Origin of the sequence: Streptomyces sp. NPDC058620 (assembly GCF_042717135.1) — a bacterium.
Taxonomy (GTDB): domain Bacteria; phylum Actinomycetota; class Actinomycetes; order Streptomycetales; family Streptomycetaceae; genus Streptomyces.
The window spans coordinates 1-22,952 of the sequence record NZ_JBHXQO010000079.1; the positions used below are offsets into that span (position 1 = coordinate 1).

Annotated in this window: 21 protein-coding genes; 3 read left to right on the top strand and 18 right to left on the bottom strand. The window is 71.0% G+C overall.

Going from position 1 to position 22,952, the window contains the following annotated elements:
- Nucleotides 1–51: 51 nt before the first annotated feature.
- From der to aroH, 5 genes are all read right to left on the bottom strand, one after another.
- Nucleotides 52–1,521 carry a ribosome biogenesis GTPase Der gene (gene der / locus ACFWSK_RS34640; RefSeq protein ID WP_383795219.1) on the bottom strand — a complete coding sequence of 490 codons (1,470 nt, stop codon included), beginning with the start codon at nt 1,519–1,521 and terminating at the stop codon, nt 52–54.
- A gap of 68 nt (nt 1,522–1,589) precedes the next feature.
- Nucleotides 1,590–2,246, bottom strand: coding sequence for a lysophospholipid acyltransferase family protein (locus tag ACFWSK_RS34645; protein WP_383795222.1), 657 nt, complete (start codon nt 2,244–2,246; stop codon nt 1,590–1,592).
- On the bottom strand, nt 2,243–2,959 hold the full coding sequence (cmk, locus tag ACFWSK_RS34650; RefSeq protein ID WP_383795225.1) for a (d)CMP kinase: 717 nt from the start codon (nt 2,957–2,959) through the stop codon (nt 2,243–2,245). The genes ACFWSK_RS34645 and cmk overlap by 4 nt, the downstream gene beginning before the upstream one ends.
- Before the next feature lie 100 nt (nt 2,960–3,059).
- Nucleotides 3,060–4,145, bottom strand: a complete 1,086-nt coding sequence (locus tag ACFWSK_RS34655; protein WP_383795229.1) for a prephenate dehydrogenase — start codon at nt 4,143–4,145, stop codon at nt 3,060–3,062.
- Nucleotides 4,142–4,504, bottom strand: coding sequence for a chorismate mutase (aroH, locus tag ACFWSK_RS34660; RefSeq protein ID WP_383795232.1), 363 nt, complete (start codon nt 4,502–4,504; stop codon nt 4,142–4,144). Before aroH ends, ACFWSK_RS34655 begins: the two co-directional genes overlap by 4 nt.
- Before the next feature lie 210 nt (nt 4,505–4,714).
- On the opposite strand from aroH, the gene ACFWSK_RS34665 reads away from it, so the two are divergent.
- Complete coding sequence (locus ACFWSK_RS34665) at nt 4,715–5,170, top strand: Rieske (2Fe-2S) protein (RefSeq protein ID WP_383795235.1); 456 nt, start codon at nt 4,715–4,717, stop codon at nt 5,168–5,170.
- Between the two features lie 42 nt (nt 5,171–5,212).
- Complete coding sequence (locus ACFWSK_RS34670) at nt 5,213–5,911, top strand: DNA polymerase beta superfamily protein (RefSeq protein WP_383795238.1); 699 nt, start codon at nt 5,213–5,215, stop codon at nt 5,909–5,911.
- 137 nt (nt 5,912–6,048) lie between these two features.
- Here the strand turns inward: ACFWSK_RS34670 and ACFWSK_RS34675 are convergent, their stop codons facing one another.
- From ACFWSK_RS34675 to ACFWSK_RS34735, 13 genes are all read right to left on the bottom strand, one after another.
- Entirely contained in the window at nt 6,049–7,071 is a 1,023-nt protein-coding gene (locus tag ACFWSK_RS34675) for an ADP-ribosylglycohydrolase family protein (protein WP_383795241.1), read from the bottom strand.
- Complete coding sequence (locus tag ACFWSK_RS34680) at nt 7,068–7,799, bottom strand: NUDIX domain-containing protein (RefSeq protein WP_383795244.1); 732 nt, start codon at nt 7,797–7,799, stop codon at nt 7,068–7,070. Before ACFWSK_RS34680 ends, ACFWSK_RS34675 begins: the two co-directional genes overlap by 4 nt.
- Nucleotides 7,796–8,875 (bottom strand): AAA family ATPase, encoded by a 1,080-nt coding sequence (locus ACFWSK_RS34685; RefSeq protein ID WP_383795247.1) that lies wholly within the window; start codon nt 8,873–8,875, stop codon nt 7,796–7,798. The genes ACFWSK_RS34680 and ACFWSK_RS34685 overlap by 4 nt, the downstream gene beginning before the upstream one ends.
- Nucleotides 8,872–9,525, bottom strand: coding sequence for a nicotinamide riboside transporter PnuC (pnuC, locus tag ACFWSK_RS34690; RefSeq protein WP_383795250.1), 654 nt, complete (start codon nt 9,523–9,525; stop codon nt 8,872–8,874). The genes ACFWSK_RS34685 and pnuC overlap by 4 nt, the downstream gene beginning before the upstream one ends.
- 121 nt (nt 9,526–9,646) lie before the next feature.
- Nucleotides 9,647–10,777: a pseudouridine synthase gene (locus ACFWSK_RS34695; protein ID WP_383795253.1), complete on the bottom strand. Its 1,131-nt coding sequence runs from the start codon at nt 10,775–10,777 to the stop codon at nt 9,647–9,649.
- On the bottom strand, nt 10,777–11,433 hold the full coding sequence (gene scpB / locus ACFWSK_RS34700; RefSeq protein WP_383795256.1) for an SMC-Scp complex subunit ScpB: 657 nt from the start codon (nt 11,431–11,433) through the stop codon (nt 10,777–10,779). Before scpB ends, ACFWSK_RS34695 begins: the two co-directional genes overlap by 1 nt.
- Entirely contained in the window at nt 11,430–12,560 is a 1,131-nt protein-coding gene (locus ACFWSK_RS34705) for a segregation and condensation protein A (RefSeq protein WP_383795259.1), read from the bottom strand. The genes scpB and ACFWSK_RS34705 overlap by 4 nt, the downstream gene beginning before the upstream one ends.
- A 106-nt stretch (nt 12,561–12,666) precedes the next feature.
- Entirely contained in the window at nt 12,667–13,263 is a 597-nt protein-coding gene (locus ACFWSK_RS34710) for a hypothetical protein (RefSeq protein WP_383795272.1), read from the bottom strand.
- On the bottom strand, nt 13,260–14,378 hold the full coding sequence (locus ACFWSK_RS34715) for a ParA family protein (RefSeq protein WP_383795262.1): 1,119 nt from the start codon (nt 14,376–14,378) through the stop codon (nt 13,260–13,262). Before ACFWSK_RS34715 ends, ACFWSK_RS34710 begins: the two co-directional genes overlap by 4 nt.
- 369 nt (nt 14,379–14,747) lie before the next feature.
- A complete protein-coding gene (ald, locus tag ACFWSK_RS34720; RefSeq protein WP_383795275.1) occupies nt 14,748–15,863 on the bottom strand; it encodes an alanine dehydrogenase in 1,116 nt (371 codons plus the stop codon).
- A 143-nt stretch (nt 15,864–16,006) separates the two neighbouring features.
- Entirely contained in the window at nt 16,007–18,139 is a 2,133-nt protein-coding gene (locus ACFWSK_RS34725) for a tetratricopeptide repeat protein (protein WP_383795264.1), read from the bottom strand.
- A 181-nt stretch (nt 18,140–18,320) separates the two neighbouring features.
- Nucleotides 18,321–18,947 carry an NUDIX domain-containing protein gene (locus tag ACFWSK_RS34730; protein ID WP_383795267.1) on the bottom strand — a complete coding sequence of 209 codons (627 nt, stop codon included), beginning with the start codon at nt 18,945–18,947 and terminating at the stop codon, nt 18,321–18,323.
- Between the two features lie 81 nt (nt 18,948–19,028).
- On the bottom strand, nt 19,029–20,678 hold the full coding sequence (locus ACFWSK_RS34735; protein WP_383795270.1) for a CTP synthase: 1,650 nt from the start codon (nt 20,676–20,678) through the stop codon (nt 19,029–19,031).
- A 428-nt stretch (nt 20,679–21,106) separates the two neighbouring features.
- Here ACFWSK_RS34735 and ACFWSK_RS34740 point away from each other — a divergent pair, with 428 nt between their 5' ends.
- The gene (locus ACFWSK_RS34740; protein ID WP_383795278.1) at nt 21,107–22,909 is read left to right on the top strand and encodes a glycoside hydrolase family 15 protein; all 1,803 of its coding nucleotides are present in this window, start codon (nt 21,107–21,109) and stop codon (nt 22,907–22,909) included.
- Nucleotides 22,910–22,952 lie beyond the last annotated feature (43 nt).

The window sequence follows — 22,952 nt, forward strand, 5'->3', positions numbered from 1 at the left end:
GCACTCGCCTTCCGCGAGTGGTCCGGGGCTTCGTCGTACGGACCTACGAGGTCACTTCTTGCGGCCGCGCTTCTCGCGGACCCGGACCGAGATGTGGATCGGGGTGCCCTCGAAGCCGAACTCCTCGCGCAGGCGGCGCTCGACGAAGCGGCGGTAGCCGTGCTCCAGGAAGCCGGAGGCGAAGAGCACGAACCGCGGCGGCTTGACGCCCGCCTGCGTGCCGAAGAGGATGCGGGGCTGCTTGCCGCCGCGGACCGGGTGCGGGTGCGAGGCGACGATCTCACCGAGGAAGGCGTTCAGCCGGCCGGTGGGAATGCGGGTCTCCCAGCCGGCGATCGCGGTCTCGATCGCCGGGACCAGGCGCTCCATGTGCCGGCCGGTGACGGCCGAGACATTGACGCGAGGTGCCCAGGCGACCTGCGCGAGCTCCGTCTCGATGTCCCGCTCCAGGTAGTAGCGGCGCTCCTCGTCGAGGGTGTCCCACTTGTTGAAGGCGAGCACGATCGCGCGGCCCGCCTCCACCGCCATGGTGACGATCCGCTGGTCCTGCACGCTGATGGACTCGCTCGAGTCGATCAGGATGACGGCGACCTCGGCCTTCTCCACGGCGGCCGCGGTACGCAGCGAGGCGTAGTAGTCCGCACCCTCCTGGAGGTGGACCTTGCGGCGGATGCCGGCCGTGTCGATGAACTTCCAGGTGATGCCGCCGAGCTCGATCAGCTCGTCGACGGGGTCACGGGTGGTGCCCGCCATGGCGTTCACGACGACACGGTCCTCGTTGGCGACCTTGTTCAGGAGCGAGGACTTGCCGACGTTCGGGCGGCCGATCAGCGCGATGCGGCGCGGGCCGCCGAGTGCGGTGCCGAAGGTCTGCGCGGGGGCCTCGGGAAGCGCCTCCAGCACGGCGTCGAGCATGTCGCCGGTGCCGCGGCCGTGCAGCGAGGAGACCGGGTGGGGCTGGCCGAGACCGAGCGACCAGAGCGCGGTGGCGTCGGCCTCGCCGCTCTGTCCGTCGACCTTGTTGGCGCACAGGACGACGGGCTTCTTGGCCTTGCGCAGCAGCCTGACGACCGCTTCGTCGGTGTCGGTCGCGCCGACGGTCGCGTCGACGACGAAGACGACGGCGTCGGCCGTCGAGATCGCGTACTCGGCCTGGGCGGCGACCGAGGCGTCGAGCCCCAGCACGTCCTGCTCCCAGCCGCCGGTGTCGACGAGCTTGAAGCGGCGTCCGGCCCATTCGGCCTCGTAGCTGACGCGGTCACGGGTGACACCCGGCTTGTCCTGCACGACGGCCTCGCGACGGCCGAGGATGCGGTTCACCAGGGTCGACTTGCCGACATTCGGGCGACCGACGACGGCGAGGACGGGAAGCGGTCCGTGACCGGCCTCGCCGATCGCACCCTCGACCTCCTCGGGGTCGAACCCCTCCTGCGCGGCGAGCTCCATGAACTCCGCGTACTCGGCATCGCCAAGTGCTCCGTGCTCGTGGTCCGAGCCGTCGGAGTGAATCTGGTCGTTCATGAAGTCCGTTCCTCTTTGCATCATCATCGATGGGCCACTGTCGGTGCGGCCCACTACTCAAGTCTTACCTAGCGCCCAGTGAGGCGCCTGGCGTTTTCCAGGTGGGCGGTCAGCCGGCCCTGGATTCGTACGGTCGCCTCGTCCAGCGCCGCACGGGTCCGGCGCCCGCTGCCGTCACCGGCCTGGAATGCCTCGCCGAAGACGACATCGACCCGGCTGCGCAGCGGAGGCAACGCGGATATCAACCGTCCCCGGCGCTCCGTGCTTCCCAGGACGGCCACCGGGACTATGGGCGCCCCGCCGCGTACCGCGAAGTACGCGAGTCCGGCCCGCAGGGAAGCGAAGTCGCCCTCGCCCCTCGTGCCCTCCGGGAAGATCCCGAGGACCCCGCCGTTCTCCAGTACGCCGAGCGCGTGGGTGATGGCGGTGCGGTCGACGGTCGTACGGTCCACTTTCAGCTGACCGATTCCGCGCAGGAACGGGTCGAGCGGGCCGACGAACGCCTCCTTCTTGATCAGGAAGTGGACGGGCCGGGGCGCGGTGCCCATCAGCATCGGTCCGTCGATGTTGTGCGCATGGTTCACCGCGAGTATGACGGGTCCGGCGGCGGGGACCCGCCACGCGCCGAGTACACGGGGCTTGAACAGCCCGTACATCAGCCCGATGCCGATCCCTCGCCCGACGGCCGCTCCGCGCAGCGTGGGCGCCCCCGTGGCGTCCGTCACTTCGTGGCCCGCTTCTCCTCGACGAGGGTGACGACGCACTCGATGACCTGCTGAAGGGTCAGCTCGGTGGTGTCCACCTCGCACGCGTCGTCCGCCTTGGCCAGCGGCGAGGTCTTGCGGCCCGAGTCGGCCGCGTCGCGCTTGATCAGCGCCTCCTTGGTGGCGGCGAGATCCGAACCCTTCACCTCACCGCTGCGGCGGGCTGCACGCGCCTCCGGGGAGGCGGTCAGGAAGATCTTGAGGTCGGCGTCCGGCAGGACGGTGGTCCCGATGTCGCGGCCCTCGACCACGATGCCCCGCTCCGCATCCGCCGCGATGGAACGCTGCAGCTCGGTGATCCGGCTGCGCACCTCGGGGACCGCGCTGACGGCGCTGACCTTGGAGGTGACCTCCTGGGTACGGATCGGTCCCGCGGCGTCCTCACCGTCGACGGTGATCGTGGGCGCAGCCGGGTCGGTGCCGGAGACGATGACCGGCTTGGCGGCGGCCGTCGCGACCTCCGCCGCGTCCTGCACGTCGATGCCGTTGTTCAGCATCCACCAGGTGATCGCCCGGTACTGGGCGCCGGTGTCCAGGTAGCTGAGACCGAGCTGGGCGGCGACGGCCTTGGAGGTGCTCGACTTGCCGGTGCCGGAGGGCCCGTCGATGGCGACGATCACCGCGGCCGGGGCGGTCGGGGCGGCGGCTGCTGCGGTTTCCACGGTGGTGGACACCTTCCTGGTACACGGGGTGGGCGGAGTCGGGCCTCGATACGGCCTCACCCAAGGTTACCGAGTGCCGGGCGGGCCCTTGTACCCCGTGCGGTCCGGGCGCTCACGGCCGGATCGACCAGCCCCTGTCCTTCAGCGTCGCGGCGAGCGCCGGCGCCGCGCTCGGTGCGACCATCAGCTGCACCAGGCCCGCCTGCTGGCCGGTGGCGTGCTCGATGCGGACGTCCTCGATGTTGACCCCGGCCAGCCCGGCATCGGCGAAGATCCGCGCGAGCTCGCCCGGCCGGTCGCTGATGAGCACGGCCACGATCTCGTACGCGGCGGGGGCCGCCCCGTGCTTGCCCGGCACCCGGACCCGGCCCGCGTTGCCGCGGCGCAGGACGTCCTCGATGCCCGCGGTGCCCTCCCGGCGCTTGTCCTCGTCGCCGGACTGGAGGCCGCGCAGCGCCCGTACCGTCTCGTCCAGGTCGTCGGCGACCCCGGCCAGCACATCGGCGACCGGACCCGGGTTGGCGGAAAGGATCTCGACCCACATCCGGGGATCGGAGGCCGCGATGCGGGTGACGTCCCTGATCCCCTGCCCACAGAGGCGTACGGCCGTCTCGTCGGCCTCCTCCAGACGGGCGGCGACCATCGACGAGATCAGCTGCGGGGTGTGGGAGACCAGGGCGACGGCGCGGTCGTGGGCGTCCGCGTCCATGACGACCGGTACGGCGCGGCACAGCGCGACCAGTTCCAGGGCCAGGTTGAGCACCTCGGTGTCGGTGTCCCGGGTGGGGGTGAGGACCCAGGGGCGGCCCTCGAACAGGTCCCCGGTGGCGGCGAGGGGGCCCGAGCGTTCCTTGCCCGCCATGGGGTGCGTCCCTATGTACGGCGCGAGGTCGATACCGAGTGCTTCCAGTTCCCGGCGAGGGCCGCCCTTGACGCTCGCCACGTCGAGATAGCCGCGGGCCATGCCTTCGCGCATGGCGGTGGCCACCACGGAAGCGGTGTGGGCGGGCGGCACGGCGATGATCGCCAGGTCCACCCGGTCCTCGGGGGCCTCGTCCGTACCGGCGCCGAGCGAGGCGGCGGTGCGGGCCGAGGACGGGTCCCGGTCGACGAGGTGGACATGGACGCCGCGCCCGGCGAGGGCGAGGGCCGCGGACGTGCCGACGAGGCCGGTGCCGATGACGACTGCTGTTCTCACTGGGCGATGTCCTTGCGGAGGGCGCCGGTGGCGCCGAGGTAGACGTGGCTGATTCCGGCTTTGGAGAGATTGGTCTCGATGTGGGCGAGGATACGGACCACGCGGGGCATGGCCCCGTCGATGTCGAGCTCCTGCGCGCAGATCAGCGGTACGTCGACGATGCCCAGGCCGCGGGCGGCGGCTGCCGGAAAGTCGCTGAGGAGGTCCGGGGTGGCCGTGAACCAGACGCTGATCAGGTCGTCCGCGACGAGGCTGTTGCGCTCCAGGATGGCGGTGAGCAGGGCACCGACCCGCTCGTCCATGTGCCCGGCCTCGTCCCGCTCCAGCTGGACGGCTCCGCGGACCGCTCGTACCGCCACGTCGTACTCCTCGCTTCTTCACCGGGCACGCTCGATGTGCGCCGCTGCATTTCAGCGTAGAGGGGGGCGGGGCCGGTGGTCACGGTGCTCTGTCCGTGAGACGGCGAAGTGGCCCGAATCGCGCGGAGAACACGCCCGCCGGGTTGCTTCGCCATTCCGGTCCGTGGCACCACGATCGTCGCCACAGGGAGTCCCCACACGAGGAGAACCATGAACGCACGGCGAAGGACAGTCCTGGCCGCGGGAGCGGCGGCTCTGGCGACGGGCTGCGGGTCGTCCGGCGACGGCGGCGAGGAGAGCACCCCGCCCCCCAGCGCCTCGGAGACGGGTCCGGGTGCGACGCCGAGCTCCTCGGCGTCCGGGACGCCGGCTCCGGACGCCGAGGAGCTTGCCAGGACCTCCGACATCCCTGTCGGAGGCGGCACGGTCTTCAAGGAGCGGAAGGTGGTGGTGACCCAGCCGAAGGCCGGCGAGTTCAAGGCCTTCTCCGCGATCTGCACGCATGCCGGGTGCACGGTCTCGAAGGTCGGCGACGCCACGATCGACTGCGCGTGCCACGGGAGCAGGTTCGCCATCACGGACGGCGCCGTCGAGGCCGGGCCCGCGCCGCGTCCGCTGCCCGCCAAGCAGATCACCGTCTCCGGAGGGAGCATCCGGCTCGCGTAAACCACTGGCGCCGGCCACCCCCGGCGCGCGTACCCTCGCGGCATGATCACCCCCGAAGCCGAGGTTCTCGTCCGCGATCACACGGTCTATTCGTGCGTGATGGGCTCCCGCGCCTTCGGGCTCGCGACGGCCGGCAGTGATACGGACCGGCGGGGTGTCTTCCTGGCCCCCACCCCGCTGTTCTGGCGCTTCGACAAGCCGCCGACCCATATCGAGGGCCCGTCGGAGGAACAGTTCTCCTGGGAGCTGGAACGCTTCTGCGAGCTTGCGCTGCGGGCCAATCCCAATGTGCTGGAGTGCCTGCACTCGCCACTCGTCGAGCGGGCCGACGCCACCGGCCGGGAGCTCCTCGACCTGCGGGGGGCGTTCCTGTCCCGGCTCGCGCACCAGAGTTTCGCCGGATACGCCCTGGGCCAGCGCCGAAAGCTGGACGTGGACCTGCGGCTGTACGGGGCGCCGCGCTGGAAGCACGCCATGCATCTGCTGCGTCTGCTGACGAGCAGCCGGGACCTGCTGCGCACGGGCCGCCTGACGATCGGGGTCGGCGATGACCGCGAGGATCTGCTCGCGGTCAGACGGGGCGAGGTCCCGTGGACCGAGGTGGAACGCCGGATGACCCTCCTGTCCGAGGAGAACGAGGCGGCGGCGTCGACCACCCCCCTGCCGCCCGCCCCGGACCGGGCCCGTGTGGAGGACTTCCTGATCCGCACCCGCCGGGCATCGGCATCCGCGTCCCTCTGACCGGTGGGTGCCCGGGCGGGCTGACCGGTGGGTGCCCGGGCGGGGGCCCCTCCTGCACGCCCCTTCCCGGGACCGGGGCACCACCACAGCCCGTCCGGCGCTTGAGGACGGACCCTCACACCCGCCCCGGCCACGGATCACGCATCCCAGAGCGCCCCCAGCGACAACAGGTCGCTCCGGTACTCGATCCGCTCCGACCACTCCTTCGGCCACACCCCCGCCCCCAGGTGCGCTCCCGAGAGCGCCCCCGTCAGGCAGGCCAGCGAGTCGGAGTCGCCCCGGGTGCAGGCCGCCCGGCGCAGGGCCGTCAGCGGCTCCTCGGGGAAGAGGAGGAAGCAGTGCAGGGCCGTGGCCAGCGCCTCCTCCGCGATCCACCCGTCGCCGGTCACCTCGCACGGGTCGGTCTCGGGAGACGGATCACGCAACGCCTCCTGGACCTTCCCCAGCGCGGTCAGGCACTCGTCCCAGCCGCGCCGGATGTACGCCTCGGGCGAGGCATCGCCCGCGTACCGCCACAGGTCACCGAGCCAGCGCGTGAGGTAACGGCCACTGTTCTCGTACGCGTAGCTGCGCAACTGCCCGACCAGGCCCAGCGGCTCGGCCCCCTGGGCCAGCAGGAACACCGCGCGGGCCATCAGGTCGGAGGCGGCCAGCGCCGTGGGGTGGCCGTGCGTGAGCGCGGCCTGGAGCTGCGCGGCCCCGGCGCGCTGTTCCTCGCTGAGTCCCGGTACGAGCCCGACCGGCGCGACCCGCATGTTCGCCCCGCAGCCCTTGGAGCGGGTCTGGCTGGCCTCCTGCCAGGCCCGGTCGCTGTCGAGCAGACGGCATGCCTGGAGGCACGTGTTGCCGGGGGCCCGGTTGTTGTCCGGGTGGTGGTACCAGGAGACGAACTCCTCGCGCACCGGCCCGACCAGCCGCAGGGGAGTCAGCAGCCCGCTGTCCATCGCGGTGCGGATGCCCCGCCCGACGGCGAGCGTCATCTGGGTGTCGTCGCTGACGAACGCCGGCGTCGCAAGGGCCATCTGCCGCCACGGCCCGCACTTCGCGAGGATGGCGGGCACATCGTTGAACTCGGTCGGAAAGCCCAGGGCGTCCCCGAGCGCGAGCCCTGTAAGGGCCCCCGTGGCGGCCTGTTTGGTCATCGTCCTCGTCACGATCATTCGGTTCGTCCTTCCGGGCGCAGGAGTGGAGGGTGCAGGGCGGCAGCGGCACCCGCCCGGTACAGGGCGGCCGGTTTCCCCCGTCCGCCGGTGCGGCGCGGCGATCCTTCGACGGCTTCGACGAAGCCAGGTGTAGCCAGGACCTTGCGCCGGAAATTGGGGCGGTCGAGCTCGACGCCCCAGACCGTTTCGTACACCTGCTGGAGCTCTCCGAGCGTGAACTCGGCCGGGCAGAAGGCCGTGGCCAGGCAGGTGTACTCGAGTTTGGCGCCGATCCGGTCGTACGCGTCGGCGAGGATGCGCTCGTGGTCGAAGGCGAGGCCGCCGAGGTCGCGGGCGTCCCACCACTGGGCTCGGGCCGCGTCCCCGCCGCCGCGCGGTTCGGGCAGGTCGGGAAGGAGCGCGGCGTACGCGACGGAGACGACCCGCATCCTGGGGTCGCGGTCCGGTTCGGTGTAGGTGCGGAGCTGTTCCAGGTGGAGCCCGCCGACGGCGTCCTGGGTGAGGCCGGTCTCCTCGGCGAGTTCGCGGCGGGCCGCCTCCCCCGCGGACTCCCTGGGCAGGATGAAGCCGCCGGGCAGCGCCCACCGGCCCTTGTACGGTTCACCGCCCCGTTCCACGAGCAGGACGTGGAGCCGTGCCTCGCGGACCGTGAAGACGGCGAGGTCGACGGTGACCGCGAAGGGGACGAAGGCGTAGGGGTCATACCCCTCGGGGACGGTGCTCATCGTCGCTCCGGGAGCGGGTCGGCGAAGCCCCAGCCCGCGGCGAGCAGGGCGTCCACGGCAGCGACGGCCGTCCTGAGGCGTCGGGGGTGGGGACCGGTCAGCTCGATGAACTCACGTCCCGTACGGGTGAGTTCGGCGCGGAACCGGTCCGTCATCCAGGGCCGCAGCTCCTCGCCGTCGCGCAGCCCGTCGTCCTCGAAGGCGACCCCCTCGTGGTCGGTGAGCAGCCAGAGGTGGTGGGTGACCTGGTCGGCGGTCCGCTCGACGAGCGGATTGCGCCCGCCGACGTACCGCTCGTGCCAGACGGTGGTGGCGAAGGAATCCGTGTCGCAGAAGAGGACCGGGGAGCCCGCGCCGGCGGCGGCCTCCTCCCGGGCGTTCTGGGCGGCGGCGATCCTCGGGAAGTCGTCGGTGGTGAAGAGCACGTCCTCCCACTGCGCGCCCGGCTCCCGGCGGCGCAGGCCGGCCAGCTTCTGTTCGCTGAACTCCCGCCCGTACTCGTCGACACAGCCGGTACGCGCCCAGACGCCGCCGCGCCCGCGGTAGTGCTCGGCGAGGGCCCTGGCCATGGTCGTGGTGCCGGTGGATTCGGCGCCGAGGACGACGACCCGGCGGGTGAGCGCGGCCCGTACGGGAGGTCCGAGGAAGTCCCAGCAGCCGACCGGATCCTTGCGCACCGCCGTGCCGGAGACGGGGAACACGGTGCGGTCGGGGTCGACGCAGACGGATTCGGCGCCGAAGCGCCGGGCCAGTTCGTCCCCGTACGACTCCGAGGTGAAGACGGCGTCGACCCGCTCAGGGACGGCTCCGGTGAACACGGCCATGTGGGCGTCCCAGATCGCCGGGTCGTGGAGGTCCACGCGGGTGTCGTCGACGGCGCCCACCACGGTCGCCTCCGGGTGCGCCTCCCGCATCCAGGCGACCCGGTCGGCGAGCGGGACGGACTCCACGGAGGAGGCGCAGACCAGGACGGTCAGCCGTTCACAGCGGTCCAGGGCGGTGCGGACGAGGTGGTGGTGACCCGCGTGGGGCGGATAGAACTTGCCCAGCACCAGGCCGTGTTCGTACCGCTTCACGCCGAGACCCCCGCCAACTGCCGCTTGCTGGGCATCAGTTCACGGCTCCAGTTGCGCAGGCCGACCAGGCAGAGGGCCAGGAAGCCCACGTACAGGAGCGAGGTGAGGTAGAGCTCCTTGTACGCGTACAGCGGGATGTAGACCACGTCGGCGGCGATCCACAGCCACCAGGACTCGACCCGCTTGCGGCACTGGCCGTACGTCGCCATGAGCGAGAGCGACGTGGTCAGCGCGTCCCAGAACGGCACCGTCGAGTCGGTGGCCCGGGAGAGCAGAAGGGTCAGGGCGAGTGTCCCCACCGCCCCCGCCGTGAGCAGCCAGGCCCATTCGGTGCGGGTGGTGCCGCGCACCGGCAGGACGGGTGCACCTGGTCCACCCCCGTGGGTCCAGGTCCACCAGCCGTACGCGGCGAGGGCGATGAAGACGATCTGGAGGCCGGCGTCGGCGTACAGGCCGGCCTGGGTGAACAGCAGGATGAAGAAGAGGTTGTTGGCGATGCCGATCGGCCAGTTGGCGAGGTGCTGCCGGGCCACCAGCCAGACGCAGAGCGCTCCGCTGCCGAAGCCCAGGACCTCGGTCCAGCTGACCGGCGTACCGAGGACCGTCACCAGGGGTTGCTGCAGGGGATCGAGCACATCCGCGAGACTCACGCCCGCCTCCTTAATAGTCACTTTGACTATAAAGGGCGGACGGCGACAGCAAAAGGCCCGCGGCCGATTTCCTGTCCGAAAACGAACAGGAGCCGGACGCGGGCCCCTTGGCGGTGTGCGGTTACAGACCGACCTCGCGCATCAGCATGCCCACCTCGGTGTTGGTGAGGCGACGCAGCCAGCCGGACTTCTGGTCGCCCAGCGGGATCGGCCCGAAGGACGTGCGCACGAGCCGTTCGACCGGGTAGCCGGCCTCGGCCAGCATCCGGCGGACGATGTGCTTGCGGCCCTCGTGGAGGGTCACCTCGACCAGGTAGTTCTTGCCGGTGTTCTCGACGACCCGGAAGTGGTCGGCGCGGGCGTACCCGTCCTCCAGCTGGATGCCGTCCTTGAGCCGCTTGCCGAGGTCGCGCGGCAGCGGGCCCTGGATGGCGGCCAGGTAGGTCTTCTTGACCCCGTACTTGGGGTGCGTCAGACGGTGGGCCAGCTCACCGTGGTTGGTGAGCAGGATGATGCCCTCGGTCTCGGTGTCGAGCCGGCCGACGTGGAACAGCCGCGTCTCGCGGTTGTTGACGTAGTCACCGAGGTTCTGACGGCCGTCCGGGTCACCCATGGTGGAGACGACGCCGGCCGGCTTGTTCAGCGCGAAGAACAGGTGCGACTGGGTCGCGACGGTCAGACCGTCGACCTTGATCTCGTCCCTCTGCGGGTCGACGCGCTTGCCCTGCTCGAGGACGATCTCGCCGTTGACCTCGACCCTGGCCTGCTCGATGAGCTCCTCGCACGCACGGCGCGAACCCATGCCGGCGCGGGCGAGGATCTTCTGCAGCCGCTCGCCCTCCTGCTCGGCGCCCGGGTTCGTCCTGGGGGTCTTGATCTCGGGCTTGTCCGCGTACCGGTCGCGGTTGCGCTGCTCGATCTTGGCGTCGAGCTCGCGCGGGCGGGACGGGGCGCCCACACGGCGTCCGCCCTTGCTCACGTGCTGTGCGGCCTTCGGGCCGCCCTTGGCGCCGCCGCGTGCCGCCGTGCCGCGCCCCTTGCGGGGGCCGCCGTCGCCGCCCGGCTTGTCGGAGCCCACGTCGTAGCGGCGCTCCTCGGGACGGGGCCTGCGGGGACGCTGCTCCTCCTGCTTGTCGTCGCGCCCGCCACCGGCCTTCGGCTGGGAGCCACGTCCGGCACCCCGGTTGTCCCGGTTGCCGCCGCTCTTGCCGCTGCCGCTGCCGCTTCCGCTGTTCCTGCCACTGCTTCGCATCAAAATTCCGTCTTGTCGTCTGCGTGAGTATCCGGGGTGTCCGGTGCGTCCGGATCGAACGACGGCACACCCTCTAGCGTCTCAGCCTCGATCGCGTCCGCCTCCGGAAGGAAGGGCGCGAGCTCCGGGAGCTCGTCCAGGCCTCGCAGGCCCATACGCTCCAGAAAGTAGTTCGTCGTCCTGTACAGGATCGCACCTGTTTCGGGTTCCGCGCCCGCCTCCTCCACCAGGCCCCTCTGGAGGAGGGTCCGCATCACGCCGTCGCAGTTCACTCCGCGCACCGCGGAGACCCTGGACCGGCTCACCGGCTGGCGGTACGCGACGACCGCGAGCGTCTCCAGAGCCGCCTGGGTGAGGCGGGCGTGCTGGCCGTCCAGGACGAAGCCCTCGACGGCCTCCGCGTACTCCGGGCGGGTGTAGAAGCGCCAGCCGCCCGCGACGAGCCGCAGATCGAATCCACGGCGCTGCACGGTGTACTCGTCGGCCAGCTCCCGCAGGGCGTCCGCGACGGCCCTGCGCGGGCGCTGGAGCACCTTGGCGAGGTGTTCCTCGGTGGCGGGCTCGTCGACGACCATCAGGACCGCCTCCAGGGCCGGCTTGAGGCCGAGGCGTGCGACGGCGGTCTCCTCCCCCTCCTCGTGGCTCTGCTCGCTCATGCCGGTACGTCCTTCACTGTCTCGGGCGTCTCGTGGATCTCCTCGATCCCCTCGGTCTCCCTGTCGAACTCGTCCGTCACCGTGGGAACCGTGTCCTCGCCGCCGGACCAGCGCACCACGAGCTCTCCGAGCGCCTCCTCCTGGTCGAGGGTGACGGCCTTCTCCCGGTACAGCTCCAGCAGCGCGAGGAAGCGGGCGACGACGGTGAGCGTGTCCGGTGCGTCCTCGGTGAGGGCGCGGAAGTTCAGCTCGCCCGCCTCGCGCAGCCGTGCGACCACGATCTCGGCCTGTTCCCGCACGCTGACCAGCGGCGCGTGGATGTGGTCGATGTACACCTGCGGCTCGGCCCTGGGCTGCATCGCCTTCACGGCCAGCTTGGCGAAGCCCTCGGGACCGATGCTGATGACGACCTCGGGCAACAGCTCCGCGTGGTGCGGTTCGAGGCCGACGGTACGGGGGTAGCGGCGGGACTCGGCCTCCAGCCTGGTCTGGAAGATCTCGGCGATCTGCTTGTACGCGCGGTACTGCAGCAGCCGGGCGAAGAGCAGGTCGCGCGCTTCCAGGAGTGCGAGGTCCGCCTCGTCCTCCACCTCTGCGGTGGGGAGCAGCCGGGCGGCCTTGAGGTCCAGCAGGGTCGCGGCGACCACGAGGAACTCGGTGGTCTGGTCGAGGTCCCAGTCCGCGCCCATGGCACGGATGTGTGCCATGAACTCGTCGGTCACCTTGGACAGGGCGACCTCGGTCACATCGAGCCTGTGCTTGGAGATCAGCTGGAGCAGGAGATCGAAGGGCCCCTCGAAGTTCGCCAGCCGTACGGTGAACCGCTTGCCATCGGCCCCACCGGACCCGGCCGGGACCGCTTCGAGCGGCGCTTCGGGTACGCCGGGGGCGGGGGACGGCTGCGGTACGTCCGGTACGGGGGCCGGGGTATCCGGTGCCGGTGCGTCCGCTGCGGGAGCCGGCGCGTCCGGCGCGGGGGTGTCCTGTACGTCCAGTACGGGGTCCGGTGCCGGTGCGGAGGCGTCCCCCGGTGGTCCGGAGGGTGACGGGGCCGGCGTGGGCGCGGCGCCCGGCCCGCGGCCGAGGGTCCGGCGGGGCGGGCGGGCGTCGTCGTCGGTCGTCGGCATCGGGGTCCAGGGGTGCGGCGGGGAGACGGGCGGGCGGTGGCCCGTACCCGAGGGCCGGGCCACCCGGTCGGCGGCCCTCCCGGGCAGGCTACCGGCGCCGCTCCGTTCAGCGGCCGCGCAGGCGCCGTACGAGGATGCTCGCGTCGCCCCGCGACTCCAGGTCCGCGAGGACCACCGCGACGGCCTCGCGGACGATGCGCCCGCGGTCGACGGCGAGCCCGTGCTCGCCGCGCAGGACCAGCCGGGCGTGCTCGAGGTCCATCAGTTCCTCGGCCGACACATAGACCGTGATCTTCTCGTCGTGGCGCTCCCGGCCGCTGGGCCTGCGGTTCGCACCACGTCCGCCACCGCGCCTGCGCTGCTGCTGGACGGCGGGTACGGGCTCCTGGGAGGACGGCCGGGACCCGGAACCGGGCGTACCGGCCGGCGCGGCACGGTCGGCCTCGCCGCCTCGGCTGCGCGGCGCGTTCCCGTCGGCGTCGGCCGCCGCGTGCTCCTCGCGGGACGGGGCGGGCGAACCGCTCCCCGCTCCTGCCGGTCCCCCGCTCTGCCCCGGCGCGTCCGTCCGGGAGTCGCTCTCCCCGGCCGGCGCCGGCACGCGTGCCTCACCGTTGGCCTTGCGTCGCCGCTCCGCGGGTGAAGAGGCCTGGAGGCCCATCCCCCCGGTCGTACGGAACAGTTCGTCGGCCCCCGGAAGACTCACTCGGCGTGACACCGGCCGAGCACCTCCCTGGCGAGCTGACGGTAGGCGGCCGCACCGACCGAGTTGGAGGCGTACGTGGTGATGGGCTCACCGGCGACCGTGGTCTCCGGGAAGCGCACCGTGCGCCCGATGACCGTGTGGTAGACGTGGTCGTCGAATGCCTCGACGACGCGCGCGAGCACCTCGCGGCTGTGCACCGTGCGGGAGTCGTACATGGTGGCGAGGATGCCGTCGAGCTCCAGTTCCGGGTTGAGCCGCTCCTGGACCTTCTCGATGGTCTCGGTGAGCAGCGCCACACCTCGCAGCGCGAAGAACTCGCACTCGAGCGGCACTATCACCTTGTGAGCCGCCGTCAGGGCGTTCACGGTGAGCAGGCCGAGCGAGGGCTGACAGTCGATCACGATGTAGTCGTAGTCGGCCATCAGCGGCTTCAGGGCACGCTGCAGGGTGGACTCGCGGGCCACCTCGCTGACCAGCTGCACTTCCGCGGCCGAGAGGTCGATATTGCTCGGGAGCAGGTCCATGTTGGGCACTGCGGTCTTGAGCAGGACCTCGTCGGCCGACATGCCCCGCTCCATGAGCAGGTTGTAGACGGTGAGGTCGAGCTCCATCGGGTTGACCCCGAGGCCGACCGACAGGGCACCCTGCGGGTCGAAGTCGACGAGCAGGACGCGTCGTCCGTACTCCGCGAGCGCCGCACCCAGGTTGATGGTCGACGTGGTCTTGCCGACGCCGCCCTTCTGGTTGCACATCGCGATGATCTTCGCGGGGCCGTGATCGGTCAGCGGGCCCGGGATCGGGAAGTACGGCAGCGGGCGGCCCGTCGGGCCGATCCGCTCGCGGCGCTGGCGTGCGGCGTCGGGGGCGAGCGTGGCCGCGTACTCCGGATCGGGCTCGTACTCGGCATCGGGGTCGTAGAAGTGCCCCTCGGGCACCTCGGCGAAGTCGGCGAAGTGGTCGGACTTGCGACCACTCTCGTTGCCGGCCGTGGCGTTCACGTGTAGGCCGTCCATCATCTGGGGGGCTGTCGTCATGTGCTGGTGAGTGGCGAAGGTGCGGACAGCGACGGAGCCGACAGCTTCGAGCCCGATCGGGCTCAGACCCCGTGCAGGCATCCCTGGTTGACCACCCCCAGGAGTAAATGTCGACTCATTCACAAGTCGTCTTACCTCCTTGGATGTGACCAGGAAACTTATCGATAGGTCAGCGTGGCACCATGCCGACGATTGGCGACTCTATGGCGTGTCACCGGTCCGCAGCAACACAATCCGCCGGACCCGGCCCGATGTGTCGGCAATCGAACACCTCTCTGTCAAGGGTGCACGGAGAACAAGCCGCACATTTCGCGGGGGCACGAAACGGGTAAAGGGTTACGTTCGAGGCGAGTTGAGCGGACGCCTCGCGGGGCCCGGACATGCGTCCGGCCGGACCTTGCTCGGCAAGGTCCGGCCGGACGCGTGAGGTTGACGGGAGGTGTTGACCCGTCAGCCGAGAAGCGTGAGCAGCTCGACGTGGTCGAGGCCGTGCGCCTCGGCCACCTCGCGGTAAACAACCTGCCCGTCATGGGTGTTGAGCCCCTTGGCGAGCGCGGCGTCGCGGCGCAGGGCCTCGACCCAGCCCCGGTTCGCGAGCTCCACGATGTACGGGAGCGTGGCGTTGGTGAGCGCGTACGTGGAGGTGTTCGGCACCGCGCCCGGCATGTTGGCGACGCAGTAGAAGACCGAGTTGTGGACCGTGAAGATCGGCTCGGCGTGCGTCGTCGGGTACGAGTCCTCGAAGCAGCCACCCTGATCGATTGCAATGTCGACAAGTACACTTCCGGGCTTCATCTTGGCGACGAGCTCGTTGGTGACCAGCTTCGGGGCCTTCGCTCCGGGGATCAGAACGGCGCCGATGACGAGGTCGGCCTCGACGACCGCCTTCTCCAGCTCGAAGGCGTTGGAGACGACCGTCTGCACCTTGGTGCCGAAGATCTTGTCGGCCTCACGGAGCTTGTTGATGTCGCGGTCGAGCAGCGTGACGTGGAAGCCCAGGCCGACGGCGATCTGGGTGGCGTTCCAGCCGGAGACGCCGCCGCCGATGACGACGGCCTTGCCCGCGGCGGTGCCCGGGACGCCGCCCGGCAGCACACCACGGCCGCCGACCGAGCGCATCAGGTGGTAGGCGCCGACCTGCGGGGCCAGCCGGCCCGCGACCTCGGACATCGGGGCGAGCAGCGGCAGCGCGCGGTTGGCGGTCTCGACCGTCTCGTACGCGATGGCCGTGGTGCCCGACTCGAGCAGCGCGTCGGTGCACTCGCGGGAGGCGGCCAGGTGCAGGTAGGTGAAGAGCGTCTGGCCCTTGCGGAGGCGGTGGTACTCCTCGGCGACCGGCTCCTTGACCTTGAGCAGCAGGTCGGCGGCGGCCCAGACCTCGTCCGCGGTGGCCAGGATCTGCGCTCCGGCGGCGACGTACTCCTCGTCCGTGATGGACGAACCGGCGCCGGCGTTCTGCTCGACCAGGACCTGGTGGCCGTGGCGGGCGAGCTCATGCACTCCGGCAGGGGTGATCGCCACCCGGAACTCGTTGTTCTTGACTTCGCGGGGGATGCCGACCTTCACGTCGATCACGGTCCTTGGCTCGGAGGGGGGACGGGCATAGCGGTGGATACCCGGATACACCCAGCATAAATGGAGACACCGCAGTGACACGCGGCAGGAGCCAGTCTAATGAAGGACTTCGCGCTGTCTAGCCTTACAAAGCATTAACTTTCAGCCGAAGCACTACGGATTTCGTAGGCAGAACCTTCCTCGCCAAGCAATCTGTCGGCCGCAGCCCGGTGCAGCCTGGCCGCCGCGGGGTCTCCCAGCCGGTCCAGGGTGTCGGCCAGCCTGAGCTGGAGCGCCGCCTGAAGCCGCACGTCCTGCGCCTGCCGTGCCAGCTCCACCGCCTCGCGGCAGGTGTGGAGCGACTCCTGCGGACGGCCCGCGTACTCCTGCACCCGCGCGGCCTCGCTGAGCGCCCGCGCCTGGGCCGGCAGGTCCCCGAGCCTGCGGTATCCGGCCGCGGCGGCCCGCCAGTTCCGCAGGGCCTCGCCGTACCGCCCGGCATAGGTGTGGACGGCGCCCAGCCGCCCGTACAGCCGTGCCTCGTCGGCCCGCTCCCCCTGGGTGAGCCGCTGCGCGAGCGCCCGGCCGTACCAGTCGGAGGCCCGGTGGAAGTCCCCGAGCTCGGCGTAGGCGCCGCCTACGGATTCCATCGCGCGGCCGGTCGCGTACAGGTCCTTCGCCTCGCGTCCGGCGTCCAGCGCGGCCCGGTAGCGGGTCAGCGCCTCCTGCGTACGGCCGGTTCCGGCGTCCAGGTCGGCGAGATTCAGCAGGGCGGCGGCCTTTTCGCGCGGCAGGTCGCGACGTTCGGCGACATCGAGGACCAGCTGATGCAGCCCGTACAGCTCCGGCGCCGCCTCATCGGTCCCCCGGTGCACGGCCAGCGCCCTAACGAGTGCGGCCACCAGCCGCCTGGCCAGGGTGTCCAGCTCACCGTTCTCGACCGCGATCCTGGCCGATGCCAGCAGCGCGGGCTGGCGCATCCGCAGCCAGGCGGCGGCCGACTCGGCGTGGGAGAACCGCAGGGACCGCGGCAGACCCGCCAGTTTCCGCTGGGACGGGGAGTCCTCCGGGTCGGTGACCGCGCGGCAGGACTGGAGCTGCCGCACGGTCCGCTCCAGCATCCGGGCCCTGGCCAGCTCGATCTCGGCGGGCCTGTCCCGGTCCTCCAGGAGCGCGCGCAGCATCGGGGCCAGGCAGCCGGGCACCTCGTACTGCGGCAGGGCGGCACCGTTCGTACGCAGCAGGCCGAGGCCGACGAAGTCGTCCAGCGTCGACTGGGCCGCCGACACGGAACAGCCGGCCAGTGCGGAGGCGGTGTGGGCGTCGGCGAGTCCGGCGGGCGCGAGGGCGAGCAGGCGCAGTATCCGGGCGGCGGTCTGCGGCAGGGACTCGTGGACCAGGCGGAACGCGCGGGCCAGCGGCCGGGCGCCGGTGGGCTGCTCCACGTCGTCCGGCAGCTCGTGCATCTGCTTGGTGACGTCGGCCACGGACGCGTGGGGGTGGGCGGCGAGCCAGCCGCCGACCAGGACCAGTGCGGCGGGCTGTCCGCCGCACTCCTCGGCGAGCGTCTCGGCGGTGCGCGGGTCGACGGTGATGCGGACCTGGCCGATGATCCGGCCGAGCAGCTGCACGGCGGAGCCCGCGTCCAGGCCGCCGATGGTGCAGGGGCGGACGCCCGGGATTCCGGTGAGCGGGCCCGTCGCGGTGGCCACGACCAGGCAGTCCGGGTTGTCGGGCATGAGCGGGTCGACCTGTCCGGCGTCCACGGCGTCGTCGAGCAGGAGCAGGACGCGGCGTACGGCGAGGGCCTCGCGGACCATCTCGGAGAGTTCGTCCTCGTCGGCGCCGGGCGGGCCGGTCACACCGAGCAGGTTCAGGATGTCGCGGGCGGTACGTTCCGTGGGGACCCGGTGGCCGTCCGGGTCGGTGAGTCCGACCCTCAGCACACCGTCGGGATAGTCACCCGGAAGGGCCGCACCCGAAGCGGGACCGGAGCCCGGACCGGAACTCGAAGCGGAACCCGGAACGGAAGCGGAACCAGCGAGTCGTCGGGCCAGCTCGGCGGCCAGTGCGCTGCGGCCCGAACCAGGCCGGCCCGCGATGAGCAGCACCCTGGCACGGGCACTCCCCCGCCCGGCGAGCGTGTCCAGACCGGCCCGCTCGATATCGGCCCGCAGCTCCTTCAACTCGCGTTCCCGCCCGAAGAATTGGGGTGGGACGGCACCGGACGGCTCCTCGGTCCCCGCTGCTCCGGCCGGGCCGCTGGTGTCCACCACCTGATCGGTCACGAGCCACGCTCCACTTCGCTGCACGCGGTGCCCGCCGGAACTCCGGTCGGGGCTTCCCGAGCGTAGTTCAGGGGTGCGGACGATCACGGTGGAGCGCGGCGGAAGGGTCCCCCGATCGGATCAGCGATTTTTACGATCGTCCGACCGGGGGCGGGTCACGAGGAGGAGCGCGGACGGGCCGTCAGACCTCGAACGGCCTGGCAGGCCACGGGGCTTCGGCCGGACGCAGCGAGTCCACACCCTCGCCGGCGAGCACGGCGGTGAGCGAGAGGACGCCCACGACGAGACAGTTGTTGTGCAGATCGCCGGCGAGTACCCCGCGTACGAGGTCCTGGAGCGGCACCCTCGCCAGCTCCATGTCGGCCTCCTCCTCGGCGACCTCGAAGCGTTCGCCCACCGCCTCGGAGAGATCCTGGGCCAGGAAGATGCGCACGGCCTCGTCGCAGCCGCCCGGGGTGGTGTAGACGTCGGTCAGCACCCGCCAGTCCTCGGCCTTGACGTGCGCCTCCTCGTACAGCTCGCGCTGGGCGGCGTGCAGGGGGTTCTCACCGGGGACGTCGAGCAGCCCGGCCGGGATCTCCCAGAGCTTGTGGCGCACGGGGTGCCGGTACTGCCGCAGGACGAGGACCCTGCCGTCCTCGTCGAGCGCGAGGACGGCGACGGAGCCGGGGTGGACCTGGTAGTCGCGACGGGCGACGCTGCCGTCAGGCATGACGACGTCGTCGGCCCGGATGCTGGTCTTCTTGCCGGTGAAGGGCGTTGCGGTCGCGGTGACCTGCCATTCCTCGGGCGTGTCCTGGAAACCCATCTACGTCCTCCCACGAACAAACAGAAACCGGGGTACGTGTCCCTGCGGACGCGTACCCCGGCCAACCGTATCTCCTGCTGACTACTTGGCCGTCTTGCGCTCCACGGCAGCCTTCACCAGGCCGGCGAAGAGCGGGTGCGGGCGCGTCGGGCGCGACGTGAGCTCCGGGTGCGCCTGGGTGGCGACCAGGTAGGGGTGGACCTCACGGGGGTACTCGACGAACTCGACGAGCTTGTTGTCCGGGGAGGTGCCGGAGAAGACCAGACCGGCCTTCTTCTCCAGCTCGGCGCGGTAGGCGTTGTTGACCTCGTAGCGGTGGCGGTGACGCTCCTCCACGTACGGCTGGTCGGCGTACGCCTCACGGACGACCGAACCCTCGGCGAGCTTCGCCGGGTACAGGCCGAGGCGCATCGTGCCGCCCAGGTCGCCCGCGCCCTCGACGTAGGCGAGCTGCTCCTCCATCGTCGAGATGACGGGGTGGGAGGTGGCGGCGTCGAACTCGGTGGAGTTGGCGTCGGGGATCTCGGCGAGGTTGCGCGCCGCCTCGATCACGATGCACTGGAGGCCGAGGCAGAGGCCGAGCAGCGGCACCTTGTTCTCGCGGGCGTACTGGATGGCGCCGATCTTGCCGTTGACACCGCGGTCGCCGAAGCCGCCGGGGACACAGATCGCGTCGACGTCGGCGAGCTGCTTCGCGGCGCCGGCCGGGGTCTTGCAGTCGTCGGAGGCGACCCACTTGACCTGGACGCGGGCCTTGTTCGCGAAACCGCCGGCCCGGATGGCCTCGGTGACGGAGAGGTACGCGTCGGGCAGGTCGATGTACTTGCCGACGAGTGCGACGGTGATCTCGTGGTCGGGGTTGTGGACGCGGTCCAGCAGGTCGTCCCACGTGGTCCAGTCGACATCGCGGAACGGCAGGTCGAGCTTGCGCACGACGTAGGCGTCCAGGCCCTCGGTGTGCAGCACCTTGGGGATGTCGTAGATCGACCGGGCGTCCGGGCAGGCCACCACGGCGGTCTCGTCGACGTCGCACATCAGCGAGATCTTGCGCTTGATGGCGGTCGGGACCTCACGGTCCGCGCGCAGCACGATGGCGTCCGGCTGGATACCGATGTTGCGCAGGGCCGCGACCGAGTGCTGGGTGGGCTTGGTCTTCAGCTCGCCGGACGGGCCGATGTAGGGCAGCAGTGAGATGTGGACCACGAAGACGTTGTCCCGGCCGACCTCGTGGCGGACCTGGCGGACGGTCTCCAGGAACGGCAGCGACTCGATGTCACCGACCGTGCCGCCGACCTCGGTGATGACGACGTCGACGTCGTCGGTCGCCATGCGGCGGATGCGGTGCTTGATCTCGTTGGTGATGTGCGGGATGACCTGGACGGTGTCGCCGAGGTACTCGCCGCGCCGCTCCTTGGCGATGACCTGCGAGTAGACCTGGCCGGTGGTGACGTTGGCCGAGCCGTCGAGGTCGACGTCGAGGAAGCGCTCGTAGTGGCCGATGTCCAGGTCGGTCTCGGCGCCGTCGTTGGTGACGAACACCTCTCCGTGCTGGAAGGGGTTCATCGTGCCCGGGTCGACGTTGAGGTAGGGGTCGAGCTTCTGCATGGTGACCCGCAGACCCCGCGCCTTGAGCAGGGCACCCAGGCTGGAGGCAGTCAGACCCTTGCCGAGGGAGGAGGCGACACCCCCGGTGACGAAGATGTGCTTGGTCGTCGTGGATGTGGGCTGCATAGCCAAAGGGGGCTCCCGTGGTCGCGATCGTGAGGTGCGTACCGGCGTGCCGTACCGGAGGTTCCGGAGGTGCCGTCGCTGCGGTTCGGGGGCCTCGTCCACTGTCGGGAACGACCACCGGTCCACGGGCTACCAGGGTAACAGCGACAGCGAGAGGCTGCTTCCGGCCACACTCCCTCACACCGGCCACACAGGATGACCGCACTCGTTTCACGTCCCACCCGTTCGGCGCAGCGGCGTTGTCAAGACCGTCGCGCGGATCATCCTTTCGCGTCGTATCCTGCTCGGACACTCGCTGCCGAGTCGGCCGGCCAGCGGCACCACCCCCGCCCGCTCAGCCGGTGCGAGATCTCGTCGGTTCTTCTACAAGACCTTGACCCGCAGTAAGCGCCCCTCGGGGCGACATGGCCGTTCGACTGGAGACGCACGTGGCCGGGCGCATCGAGGATTACGCACTCATCGGAGACATGCAGACCGCTGCCCTGGTCTGCCGGGACGGCACAGCCGACTGGCTGTGCCTGCCCCGCTTCGATTCACACGCCGTCTTCGCAGGACTGCTGGGCACGGAGGAGCACGGCTTCTGGCGCCTGGCTCCTACGACCGGCGCGGAGACATCACCGCCCTACGCGGACCGCCGCCGCTACCGAGGGGACTCCCTCATCCTGGAATCGGAGTGGGACACGCCGCGCGGCACCGTCCGCGTGACCGATTTCATGCCACCGCGTGACGGCGCCCCGCAACTGATCCGGATCGTGGAGGGCGTGAGCGGCCGGGTGGCGATGCGCTCGGAACTGCGCATGCGGTTCAGCTACGGCCGGGTCACGCCCTGGGTGCACAAGGTCGACGGACGTACCGTCGCCGTCGCCGGTCCCGACTCGGTCTGGCTGGACACTCCGGCCGAGACCTACGGCAAGAACCTGACGACGTACTCCGACTTCACCGTGGGACCGGGTGACCGGGTCGCGCTCACGATCAGCTGGCAGCCCTCGCACCGCGAGCCCCCCGCCCTCCCCGACCCGGAGGGGTCACTGGAGGCCACGGAGCAGTTCTGGAGCGAATGGGTCGACCAGTGCACGTACCACGGGCCCTACCGGGAGGCCGTGGTCCGCTCCCTGATCACGCTCAAGGCCCTGACGTACGCGCCCACCGGCGGCATCGTGGCGGCCCCGACGACCTCCCTGCCGGAGGAGATCGGGGGCGTACGGAACTGGGACTACCGCTACACCTGGCTGCGCGACGCGGCGATCACCCTGTCCTCGCTGCTGCGCACCGGCTACCGCGAGGAGGCCCGGGCCTGGCGCGAATGGCTGTTGCGGGCCGTCGCGGGCGACCCCGAGAACCTGCAGATCATGTACGGGATCGCGGGCGAGCGGGAGCTGGGCGAGGCCGAGCTGGACTGGCTGCCCGGTTACGAGAACTCCGGCCCGGTCCGCGTCGGCAACGGCGCGGCGGGGCAGCTCCAGCTCGATGTCTACGGCGAGGTCACCGAGGCGCTGCACCTGGCGCACATGACCGGCCTGACCCGCAACGACTACGCGGTCGGGCTCCAGCTCAAGCTGATCGAGTATCTGGAGAAGCACTGGGACGAGCCCGACGAGGGCATCTGGGAGGTGCGCGGGCCGCGCCGCCACTTCGTGCACTCCAAGGTGATGGCCTGGGTCGCGGTCGACCGCACGATCAAGCTGATCGAGTCCGGGGACACGGACGGGCCGCTGGAGCGCTGGCGCGACCTGCGCGACGAGATCCACCGTGATGTCTGCGAGCGGGGCTACGACCCGGAGCGCAACACCTTCACGCAGTCCTACGGCTCGAAGGAGCTGGACGCGTCCCTGCTGCTGATCCCGCAGATGGGCTTCCTGCCGCCGGACGACAAGCGGGTGATCGGCACGATCGAGGCGATCCAGCGCGAGCTGTCCACGGAGGACGGCTTCGTCCTGCGCTACCCGACGGCGGGCGAGAACGCGGGCGTGGACGGCCTGGAGGGCGACGAGGGCGCGTTCCTGGCGTGTTCGTTCTGGCTGGCGGACGACCTCGCCATGATCGGAAGGGTCGACGAGGCGCGCCGGCTCTTCGAGAAGCTCCTCTCGCTCCGTAACGACCTGGGGCTGCTCGCGGAGGAGTGGGACTCCCGGCTCCAGCGCCAGGTGGGCAACTTCCCGCAGGCGTTCAGTCACGTGCCGCTGATCGACACGGCCCTGCGGCTGACGGCGAGCGGGGCGTACGTCGGCTGAGTGCGCGGGTGGAACCGCCGGCGCGGGATTCATGCCTCCGGCG